At 50.9% G+C, this 10,897-nt stretch carries 10 protein-coding genes; 8 read left to right on the forward strand and 2 right to left on the reverse strand.

From position 1 onward, the window contains the following. From NZ772_06475 to NZ772_06505, 7 genes are all read left to right on the forward strand, one after another. A partial coding sequence (locus tag NZ772_06475) for a hypothetical protein (GenBank protein ID MCS6813200.1) occupies positions 1-630 on the forward strand: 630 nt, incomplete at its 5' end. 204 nt (positions 631-834) lie between these two features. Beyond that, on the forward strand, positions 835-1,590 hold the full coding sequence (locus NZ772_06480; GenBank protein ID MCS6813201.1) for a hypothetical protein: 756 nt from the start codon (positions 835-837) through the stop codon (positions 1,588-1,590). A 9-nt stretch (positions 1,591-1,599) separates the two neighbouring features. Further along, positions 1,600-3,039, forward strand: a complete 1,440-nt coding sequence (gene gltX, locus NZ772_06485; GenBank protein MCS6813202.1) for a glutamate--tRNA ligase — start codon at positions 1,600-1,602, stop codon at positions 3,037-3,039. A gap of 124 nt (positions 3,040-3,163) precedes the next feature. Then, a complete protein-coding gene (locus NZ772_06490; protein ID MCS6813203.1) occupies positions 3,164-4,369 on the forward strand; it encodes a trypsin-like peptidase domain-containing protein in 1,206 nt (401 codons plus the stop codon). Positions 4,370-4,647: 278 nt separating this feature from the next. Beyond that, complete coding sequence (locus NZ772_06495) at positions 4,648-5,604, forward strand: hypothetical protein (protein MCS6813204.1); 957 nt, start codon at positions 4,648-4,650, stop codon at positions 5,602-5,604. 56 nt (positions 5,605-5,660) lie between these two features. Further along, positions 5,661-6,188: a L,D-transpeptidase gene (locus tag NZ772_06500; GenBank protein MCS6813205.1), complete on the forward strand. Its 528-nt coding sequence runs from the start codon at positions 5,661-5,663 to the stop codon at positions 6,186-6,188. A 119-nt stretch (positions 6,189-6,307) separates the two neighbouring features. Next, positions 6,308-6,790, forward strand: coding sequence for a nitrate reductase associated protein (locus NZ772_06505; protein MCS6813206.1), 483 nt, complete (start codon positions 6,308-6,310; stop codon positions 6,788-6,790). 626 nt (positions 6,791-7,416) lie between these two features. On the opposite strand, the gene NZ772_06510 is transcribed toward NZ772_06505, so the two are convergent. Then, positions 7,417-9,141 (reverse strand): iron uptake porin, encoded by a 1,725-nt coding sequence (locus NZ772_06510; protein ID MCS6813207.1) that lies wholly within the window; start codon positions 9,139-9,141, stop codon positions 7,417-7,419. A 274-nt stretch (positions 9,142-9,415) separates the two neighbouring features. Continuing rightward, complete coding sequence (locus tag NZ772_06515; GenBank protein MCS6813208.1) at positions 9,416-10,150, reverse strand: hypothetical protein; 735 nt, start codon at positions 10,148-10,150, stop codon at positions 9,416-9,418. 73 nt (positions 10,151-10,223) lie between these two features. On the opposite strand from NZ772_06515, the gene NZ772_06520 reads away from it, so the two are divergent. Beyond that, a partial coding sequence (locus tag NZ772_06520; protein MCS6813209.1) for a class A beta-lactamase-related serine hydrolase occupies positions 10,224-10,897 on the forward strand: 674 nt, incomplete at its 3' end.

Raw genomic sequence — 10,897 nt, forward strand, 5'->3', positions numbered from 1 at the left:
GCCTATTTGGGTGGCCTCATGGCGGGCTTAGGTACAGCAATATACAGTCTGTTCTGTGCGATTAAGTTTCATGAACCACTGGCATTCATTAAAGTGCAGCAAGCGTGGCGATCGTCCCTAGGCGGTTTGGACTGGCAGGGATGGCTTAAGATTCTGAACGGCGGTGTCATGGGAATTCTCATGGCTGACAACTGGCTGACTAAGGGTGTGTTAGCACTATTGCTGTGTGGGACGTGGCTAGGAATCATCTGGTTGTGGATGGCACGACATCGACTGACCTCTACCATGCTCGGTATTGCTAGCTTTACATTGCTCCTGGTGTTGTGGCTGCAATGGGGCAACGAAATGATTGCTACCATATTGACGATCGGCGGCTTTTGCGTGCTCTGGCACTATCGCTATCAACTTACAACCAGCACATTACTGTACGGCGTAGCGGTAATCAGCCTTGCGATCGCCTCTGGCAGCACCATGTCCGTTGATCGCATTGTCTACGGTACAGTTTCCATCAGCATTGCTGGTGCTATGGTGTGTCGCCGTTATCCCACTGTTGGGCTGGCAACTATCATCTATTGCGCCCTAGCCCTTGTGCCATTCTCAATCCGGTTTGCCCAAGCACTCCATGCCTAGGAGAGTATCATTAGTTACGTCAGTCCAACCAGGCCCATCTCGCCCTTACCTCTTGATGTTCCCCTTAACTAGGCTGGGAAAGCAGCAAGCGTTGGATGTAGCTTCTCTCCTGAAGGGAAGGGCCTTTAAGGAAATGTCAACTCGCTGCGTATGCTAGCGTAATGCAACAAATGGTGAGGAGAACGGGTCACTGTCTCCTAGCCTATGTTTTGTAACCACGACTTGTCTATGAACTGCAACTGGAAGATTGGTCTGCGCATCGGTGCTGGCTGCTTGAGCCTATTAGCAGCAACTCTTGTGATTGCACCATGTAGATCTCAAGCGGAAACCATTAAGGCAACAGCGATCGCTGCACTTGCCATGCAACGCCTAGGGGATAAGTTTTCCCCAGATATTCAGGCAACCCTAGCTGCCTGCCGTGACCGAGGCAAGGTCAATCTCAGTCTTGGCCCCGATCAAGATGGTTCGGTGATTTGTGGGGATCAAAGTCGGAACTCTCCGGTGCAGTATCAAGCCTATGTCGCTACCCTATCGGATTTACTGTCTGGTATGGGTCTAGCTGGTATTCGTAGCTATATGCAAGCCAATCCACAGGTTTCGCCCCGGTTTGTAGCCGCGATCGCCCGCACGCCTAATGGTACCCGACTCGTGCGCGACGAGGTGCGCAAAGCCCTGGCAGATAGCGCCATTGTGGCCGGAGAGTCGCCATCCGTGAACCTATTAACCGATCAGGTTTTACAACGGGCGTTGCCTATCCTGCGCAACCCTGCTGCCCTGCAGTCACTCTACGGCACATCAAGCCAATATCGCCAAGTGGTGCAAACTTTCTGTACCCCCCCCGGAACTTCGGTTGAGCAATTGAAGTCTGCCATTCCCCAGCTTAATTCTGTGCAACTTTATGCCATCTGTGTGAAAGAATCAGGACTAGCCGATGAGATACTAGGACAACTGGTTAAGTAGCAATTAGTGATTATGGTTCGTGTTCGTCTAGCACCTAGCCCAACTGGGAATTTACACATCGGCACTGCTCGCACGGGAGTGTTTAATTGGCTGTTTGCCCGTCATCACGGCGGTCAGTTTATCTTGCGGATAGAAGATACCGATGTGGAGCGATCGCGCCCAGAATACACCCAAAACATTCTCGATGGTCTGACATGGTTGGGATTGACCTGGGATGAGGGGCCAATTTTTCAGTCCCAGCGAATGGACTTATACCGACAACGGATTCAAGATTTGCTAGATAGGGGCTTAGCTTACCGTGCTTACGATACACCAGAGGAACTAGAGGCTATGCGAGAGGCTCAGAAGGCTCGCCACGAAGCCCCTCGCTATGACAATCGCCATCGCCACCTGACCTCGGAGCAAGAGGCTGAGTATATTGCTCAGGGACGACAGCCCGTGATTCGGTTTAAGATTGATGACGATCGAGACATTTCTTGGACTGACCTGGTTCGGGGCACCGTCACCTGGAAGGGTCGAGATTTGGGGGGCGATATGGTTATTGCTAGAGCCGCTGCTGCCGATGACATTGGCCAACCCCTCTATAACTTTGTGGTGGTGGTGGATGATATTGACATGCAAATCACCCACGTCATTCGGGGAGAAGATCATGTGGGCAACACTCCCAAGCAGATTTTGCTGTACGAGGCGTTTGGTGTGCCAGTGCCGCAGTTTGGCCACACCCCTCTGATTCTGAACCAGCAGGGAGCCAAACTCTCTAAGCGGGACGGGGTGACATCGATCAGCGATTTTCAGCAGATGGGGTACATTTCAGCGGCGATCGCCAACTACATGACCCTACTGGGCTGGTCACCACCAGAGGGTATGGCAGAGATTTTTACCCTTTCAGAAGCTGCTGCTGTCTTTGGTTTTGAACGAGTCAATAAGGCTGGGGCTAGATTTGACTGGGATAAACTCAACTGGATCAACAGCCAGTATCTTCACCAAATGTCAATTCCAACTCTTACCGATGCGTTGATTCCCCTATGGCAGGCAGCAGGTTATACGGTTGATAGTGACAGTGATCGTCCTTGGTTAGAGGCACTTACAGCCCTTCTAGCTCCTAGCTTGGTGCGGTTATCCGATGCTGTAGAGCAAGCTCAGTTGTTTTTCACACCCCTCACCATGACCCCAGACGCAACGGCACAGCTTCAGCAACCCCAAGCCAAGGAAGCCATGCAAGCAGTAGTTGCAGCCTTGGCAGGCTACCCTACCCTGAGTTCAGAGGATGTGCAGGCGATCGTGGGTAACGTGGTTAAGACCCTAGGTGTAAAGAAAGGGGTAGTGATGAAATCACTGCGGGCGGCCCTGACGGGCAGTTTGCAGGGGCCTGACCTCACCCAATCCCTTATATTGTTCCATCAAAAGGGTTTGGCCACCACACGGATTCAACAGGCGATCAGCGAGTGACTATACTATCCAGCAGGTGTGACCATCACGGCAAGCAGGTAGGTAAAACCGAATCCTGATCCGTTGGGCGATCAGATCGGAATCTTGACAAAATAGACATAGCTTTGACCCAAGGGTACAGATTATGAAGCAAGGACTATCAGGATTTTCCATGCGTCGTGCAGTGCAGGTATTGCTAATCAGCGTCACTATGTTGGTGTGTTCTGTAGGGATGTTGATGCAGCCAGCCCTCGCCAATACTGAACTGCTGCAATCTAGCAGGCTAGGTGCCACAACAGCACTTAATCTGAGCGAAAAGCCAGGAACTTCAAGCTTTGTGGCGGCTGCGGTGAATCAAATTGGCCCTGCTGTTGTGCGCATCGACACCGAGCGTACCATTACCCGTCGTAGTGATCCCCTCTTAGACGACCCCTTCTTTCGAGATTTCTTTGGTAACGATGGCTTCAGTGCACCTCGGCAGCAGCTAGTGCGTGGACAAGGCTCTGGCTTTATTGTCGATCGGAACGGCATCCTCTTGACCAATGCCCATGTTGTGGACAATGCCGACAAGGTAACTGTGACTCTCAAGGATGGGCGTACCTTTCAAGGGAAGGTCATGGGTGTCGATGAAGTTACTGACCTAGCTGTGGTGAAACTAGAAGGTGTCAAAGGTGATCTGCCTGTGGCGAAACTAGGAGACTCTGATAAGGTACAGGTAGGGGACTGGGCGATCGCTGTGGGCAATCCCCTAGGTCTAGACAACACAGTGACCTTGGGCATTGTTAGTACGCTAAAGCGGTCTAGTGCTCAGGTGGGCATTCCTGACAAGCGCTTAGAGTTTATTCAAACTGACGCTGCCATTAACCCTGGAAACTCTGGTGGGCCATTGCTGAATGCTCAAGGTGAAGTCATTGGGATTAACACAGCTATCCGTGCAGATGCTATGGGCATAGGCTTTGCGATCCCCATTAACACTGCTAAGGCTATTCAGGCCACTCTGGAGAAAGGGCAAAAGGTACAGCATCCCTACATCGGCATTCAGATGGTGACGCTGACGGCAGATATGGCGCGAGAAAATAATCGGGATCCTAACACATCTGTGCAGTTGCCAGAGGTGAATGGCGTACTAGTAGTGCGGGTACTGCCGAATATGCCTGCTGCTGAAGCAGGGTTGCGTCGTGGTGATGTAATTGTAGCCGTTGATGGCCAATCGGTCACTAAGGCTGATGAGTTGCAGGCGATCGTCGAGAAGACTCGCGTGGGCCAAAGCTTACGACTCTCTATCCGTCGGGGTAACCAATCTCGCGACATTACTGTAAAAACAGGCGAACTGCGGGAACAAGCATCGTAAGTCTCCAGCGGTCTGCCCACAAGCACGGTGACAGGGGGTGTGAGGACAATTTGCCTTGCACCCCCGCTGATTTTGACCTCTGGATGCCTGTAGCTAGTAAGCAGCCTTTTATTGCGCTGATTAGGACACAAACGATCCTCATCCCCTAACCCCTTGTGTCTTGCAAACATGTCTAGCAAAAATTGCTTGCGATCGTTTTAGCTTCCTGTGCTATCAATGGCTATCGACAGGTTAACGGCAACATATAGTGCCTAATCGTAGTTGAGAGGACTAGATCAATGGGACGACTGAATTACGGCTGGGTAGGGTTGAGTGTGATTGCGTCAACAACTGCGTTGCTCGCCATTGCCAACGAGGTTAATGCGAATCCAGAACGGTGGGAGTTGTTTCCAGCGCCAATCACGAACACCTCAGATTCGGGATACTCGGCTCGCCTCAAACCTATTGCCGTTAGCCAGCCCCCTACCATTCCTGCTTATCACCAGTCCACCCTGTCAGGCCATCGGTCATCACCACTTCAGACTGTGCTCTCAGCCGATGGGTTTCCTTCCCCCACAGCCCTGAGAAGCTCCGCAGCTAGCAATGACTACTCTGGTGGCAATCCCACTACGGCCCTACCTAGGGTTACTGCCACAACTACAGCATCCCCTAATCCAGAAACAACGCTCTCCGCTGATGCATTTCCTACCCCAGTAACCTTGCGAACCTCGGTTGCCATTAATCAACGACCAGCCACCCAGCCGTTACTGGCAGCTCCCGTGCCCCCTCCACCAACTCTGCGTCCATCAGCATTACCGAGCACTCCTGGCACAGTGTCAACATCGTCACCATCTGCACCATCCGCACCAACACCAGTCTTGACACGACCACCTCTGACGATCGCCCCACCACCAGCATCGCCTCCTACCCTACCTGTTACTACAGTTTCAGCGGTTGCCCGACCATCCAATGCAGCGCCTCGGCAAATTATCATCACCCCCAGCCCAGCACCCTCTCCACCGACTGTGCAGCCGATACCGCTTACCCAACTTCCAGTGAGAGCAACCTCTCCTACAGCTCGCAATAGCGCGATCGCTCCTATTCCGTCTCCACCAGCCGCTTCACCAGTAGCATCGACCATAGCTCCCTTACCCGTGCCCCGCGCTACGATTCCCATAGGTTACACCGGGGATCGTAGGTCACCTGTGTTCACTAGCCCCAATGTACCAGCAACGGGCGCTACATCTGCCCCTTGACCAGTTACCCCTAGTGGCTCTAGGCTAGACTATCGGGGTTTGGTCAACGATTGTTCATGCGCAACGAGTCGTTATCTCACAGCATCATGATGCTCTGTATGGTAGGAGCAGTTGCTGTGGTTGTAGGGCAATGGCAACCCTTGTTTACTCCGAGCGTTGGTGTTCAACAGCGGCTTTTTAAGCAGTCTGAACGCTCAGATATCCGTATCGTGGTGGATTTAAGCGATCGTCGCGTTTATCTCCATCACCAGCAGGTTGTGAAGGCGAGTTATCCCATTGCTGTGGGGCAAAAAGGGTGGGAAACACCAACGGGTAGGTTTATGGTCTTAGCTATGCAAGAATACCCTACATGGCAACACCCCATCACTGGGCAAGAAATTCCACCGGGAAAAGGTAATCCCCTAGGTGCCCGTTGGATCAAATTCACCACTGCTGATTACTTAGAAATTGGGTTTCATGGCACCGAGCAAGAGAACACCATTGGTCAAGCGGTTTCCCATGGCTGTATACGGATGCGTAACTCAGATATTATTCAGCTCTATGACCAAATTAAGCTAGGTACAATTGTTGAAGTACGCCCCTAGTGTTGAAGCACGCTCCTAGAGGGATAGGACAAACTACAATATCTACTACTTGCTCTCCTATGTTGGGACTACGGCTGTATAAACTAGAAAACCCTTAGGTAACCTGATTGCCACCAAGCATGACTTGCTTTCAGTTTGAACAGGATTTTGTCAACTCTCTGCGCTGCATCCCTATGCGAGTGCGCTACAACTTAGACGCTTGTAGTGTAAAGCTCAGTCTTCAGCAATGGCAACAGTTGACCCTTCAACAACGCCAAGGATTACTAGAGTTGCCCTGCGAGACGGCGATCGAACAAGCAAATTATCGACAACAGTTACAGCAGTGGTTGCTGGCTCGAACCGGAGCAGAAGCCCCCACCCTCGCAGCAGATAAACGGACAGCTTGGGCGATCGCAGCAGTGCCTGACACAATTCCTGAATCAGTCCAAACTCAAATTATGGCGGCTGGAGCCACACTATCCCTCACTCAATGGCAAAATCTAACGGCGTTGCAACGGTTTGTGCTGATTAAGCTCAGTCAGCCTGGGCATGAACATCGTAATTTCTTGCCTGCCCTACAAGAGTTTGGACTAGTTGAGAATTCCTATACAAGCGAGACCTAAGTCAGGATGACTTTCAATGTCAATGATGTTGATGTTAATGATGATGGTAGCCATCTTCCTCTAGCAGACCATTAGGCCTTGGTTATACCAATTCCCTGGACTATCGTTACAGATGGCTTTTGTAAGGACTTAAGTCCTTACTACGAACTAATGGTACGAACTAATGAATTGTGTAGCGAACTAATGGATTGTGTAGCTGGCTTTTAGAGAAATGGTATTACTAGCTCTAGCCTTAGCCCTATTATCATGAGTTACCTTAAGTAGGCGTGGCTATACTAGGTCACTAGTTGCTAATAGCCAGAAGAGTTGGCCAGCGACCCAATGATTCAGCTCTGACTCTGGTGCCATTTGGACTGACTCCCCAGTAATTAACTCGAACTATCCCTCTAGGTCATTCTCAGAATCATTGCTCTAGACAGCATCGTCCTCAAAGCTGGCAAATCTCACCTTAGCTTGCACCAGCACCCTACCTCAGGGAGGTTTAGTAACTGATGCTCTATAGCATAGCGCACAGAAAGAAATCCCCAACTTCCTAAGAAGCCGGGGATCTGCTGTAAACCAAGACCTATAGCTGGGTTACGCTAGCGTGAACCCAACATTTAGCACTTATACCGTCATCACGCTGCCTAGAAGGAGAAGCGAGTCCGGATGATACCAACGTACTGGGTGTCGTTGTTGGTGTTGTGCTCAGGATTGGTGATGATGATGATACCAGGGGTAATCTGAATGTTGTCGTTCAACTGATAGCGATAGAAGGCTTCAATGTGGTAAGAAGTGGTGTTACCTTCTGGGCCAAAGGTGCCACCAGTACGCTGGGGTGGCTGACCGAAGATAATACCCGCCAAGTCGCCCCGATTAAACAAGTCCCTAGCACCGAACTGCACAGCCCAGTTGATGATGTCAGCACGAGAAGCACCAGTAGTAGCAGAAGCTTGTTCATAGCCAAACCATCCAGACAGTACCAGTTGGCTGCTAATATCCCACTGGGCGTTGATAGAGTATTCGTCAACGTTAGTGCGTATACCACCCAAGGGGTTATTGGCAACAACACTACCCGTAGCGCCAGTTACACCGGCACCAGCGGGATAGTAGGAACGACCATAGAGGGCAGCAATCTTCAAGTTGCTCACGGGACGGAAAGTTACCTGAGCCAAGGCAGTGAACTGACCATCAAACAAACCCGCGCTAACGGCAGGGTTTTGTGCCGCAGCATTAGCCGCCAAATATCCAACCGTGGCACTCACCCAAGGTGCAAACGTGTATTCCAGAACGGCACCTGCACCCGTGGTAGAACGGTAGATGGGGTTGAAGCGGCCAAAACGGGAGATAGAACCAGTGCCAGTACCCTCAAAGGGAGATAGGGTGTCGTAGATGCGATCGAATTCACTGCGAGCAGCAATTGTAATCCGGCCACTGCCCAGAGCTGGGAACCGATAGGCTAAGTCATCAATTTCAAAGTCCGTACCGTTGTTGCTAGTACCAGTAGAACCCAACTGAGTCATGTTGGTACCAGTGTTGCTACCATTAGTCGCAGCGTTGTTGACGGTTCCTAATGTACCAGTACCAATGTTGCGGTACTGAATCCGAGTCCGTAGACGATCGCGCCCAGTGAAACTGGTATCAAACGCCAAGCGAACCTGACTAGTGAAGGTAACGTTTTCACCAACTCGGGTACCGGCAGCCAAGGCTGGACGTGGGCCAGCAGCAGAAGTACCCACAGGGTTAGCTGCTGACTGAATGTCATCGCCATCGATCACGCCAGAAATCACAAATAGAACTTCACCGCCCAGCTTGGTGTTGGTGGAGAACTGTTGTGCTTCCAAAGTGGCAACTTTGTCGTCTATCACATCTATGCGCTCGCGGATAGCATCAAGCTCGGCCCGGAACTCTTCCTGCAAACGCTTCAGAGTTTCAATGTCCGACTTGGTAGCAACACCAGCCAATCCCTGGGCAATCAGGTCATTGACCTTGTCCATACAAGCGTTCAAACCAGCAGCAAACTCAAAGCGGCTGAGGGGACGATTGCCACGGAAGGTGCCATCAGGATAACCAACAATACAACCGTAGCGCTCTACGAGAGATTGCAAGGACTGATAGGCCCAGTCAGTAGGCTGAACATCAGACAGTTGGGTAACGGAGGTGACTTGACCAACAGAATCATCGCTACCGTAAGAGCGTACTTGACGCATGATATCGGACGTTGCTTGACCACCGTCTTGGCGACCATAGGAGCGAATTTGAGTCAGAGTAGACGATGAATCAGCAGGATTTGCCAATGCAGATGAAGATAGCAGACTGATACCCAGCAGAGCAGGTGCAGCTACTAAAGAATGCCATAGGATTTTGTTCATAGTTAATGAGTTCCTCACACCTGAGCGAGAAATTGCTTTACAAAAAACAATGCCTCTAAGCTATCACCATACCAAAGGATGGGCATGTTTGCCAGATCACATCGATTTGTCTTTCTGCCTCAAGCGATACAAAACACATTATCAATACCAATCGATATAAAGTCATATATACTCTGCGTGGCTTGTCAACAGGAAGGCCTTCCTTGCAGTTGTAAGGTTTGGCAGTTGATTTCCACGTAACCTTAGGAACCGAAGTTTCCACTAGTTGTGACCTCTAGTCTAGTTTGGTAATTTGGGCCTCATCTTTGGTCAATGGGTTGCTAGGGTCAGAAGTGCTGTCAACTCGCTTAGAAAAGCCCCAAGCAAACAGCAGCGCGATCGCAGCAATCATGAGCCATTCGGGGGGTACAAGGCTATCGTTAATGACCTTGAGGAGTAGCCTGCCGCCTACTAGACCAACAGTAACGTAGCCTGCATCTTGCAGATGGACGTATTCCTTGAGCCAGCGGATGAACAGTTCCGCCATGAAGCGCAGAGCAATGACTCCAACGAGGCCGCCCGTAATGACAAGCCATGTCTCTTTAGAGATAGCGATCGCTGTGGTAACACTATCGAGGGAAAAGGCTAGGTCGGTGAAGGCAATAACAGGAATAGCCTGCCAGATCGCTGTGAATTGAGCACCGTGATGGCGATTGTCATCATCGGTATCTGAAGTGAAATATTGAAACACCAACCAGAGCAAGTAGGCGGCACCCGCTAACTCAAATTGCCAAAATTGCAGCACCCATGTGGCAGATAAAATCAATGCAACGCGCAGAGTAAAGGCCAGCACTAAGCCAATATTCAATGCTTGCCGCTGAAGGGTAGGATTATCTAGTCCACGGGCGATTGCAGCTAGGGCAATGGCATTGTCGGCTGATAGCACCATTTCTAGAGCGACTAGGATGATGATCAGTGCTGCTGTATCAAAGCCAAAGTAGTCAGGAGGCGTGATGAATTGGTCTAACATCGGTGCGTTTTCCGATCCGAAGAATGTTATAGGTTAAACGTCAACTCCTATCAGCTTAATGCAATTTACTGCAATGGTGTTCTATAGCAAAGATGCAACTCTAGAGCAACTTGGCGATCGGGTTCTAGCAGCTACTTGGGCTGCCTTTCCCCAGTTAGCTCGTAACCAGCTTGCGCTAACGTGGGTGGTGTACGACCCGCCGTTTCCGGTAAATACCGGCGGAGCAATTGCACCTGAAACCTTTTGGAGTCAGCCTGTGCGGGGATTTAGCTATCGAGGAGTTGAGCGAATTTACCCTGCCAGTGTGGTGAAGCTATTTTATCTAGTAGCGATCTACGAGTGGTTAGAGAAGGGCATGGTACAGCCATCCGTTGAGTTAGATCGCGCTATTCATGACATGATTGTGGACTCCAGCAACGATGCCACTAGCCTAGTAGTAGACGTGCTCACGGGGACAACGAGCGGGCCAGAGTTGCCAACTGGCCCATTTGCAACTTGGCAAACCCAGCGCCAGATTGTGAATCGCTACTTTCAATCCTTACAGTGGGAAGAGTTGCAGACTATCAATGTATGCCAAAAAACCTGGTGTGATGGCCCCTATGGACGGGAACGGGCTTTCTATGGCCCAGCCATGGAAAATCGCAACATGTTGACAACTGATGCTACCGCCCGCCTGCTCCACAGCATTGTAGGGGGTGTTGCCGTTTCTGCCCGTGCATCCCAGGCGATGATGGCCCTCATGCAGCG

Source organism: Cyanobacteriota bacterium (assembly GCA_025054735.1).
In the GTDB taxonomy this organism is placed as follows: Bacteria; Cyanobacteriota; Cyanobacteriia; order SKYG9; family SKYG9; genus SKYG9.

Excerpts from the sequence above, each read along its gene's own strand:
- NZ772_06480 (MCS6813201.1), top strand. The coding sequence starts at position 835 with ATGTTTTGTAACCACGACTTGTCTATGAACTGCAACTGGAAGATTGGT.
- NZ772_06490 (MCS6813203.1), top strand. The coding sequence starts at position 3,164 with ATGAAGCAAGGACTATCAGGATTTTCCATGCGTCGTGCAGTGCAGGTA.
- NZ772_06495 (MCS6813204.1), top strand. The coding sequence starts at position 4,648 with ATGGGACGACTGAATTACGGCTGGGTAGGGTTGAGTGTGATTGCGTCA.
- NZ772_06500 (MCS6813205.1), top strand. The coding sequence starts at position 5,661 with ATGCGCAACGAGTCGTTATCTCACAGCATCATGATGCTCTGTATGGTA.
- NZ772_06505 (MCS6813206.1), top strand. The coding sequence starts at position 6,308 with ATGACTTGCTTTCAGTTTGAACAGGATTTTGTCAACTCTCTGCGCTGC.
- NZ772_06510 (MCS6813207.1), bottom strand. The coding sequence starts at position 9,141 with ATGAACAAAATCCTATGGCATTCTTTAGTAGCTGCACCTGCTCTGCTG.
- NZ772_06515 (MCS6813208.1), bottom strand. The coding sequence starts at position 10,150 with ATGTTAGACCAATTCATCACGCCTCCTGACTACTTTGGCTTTGATACA.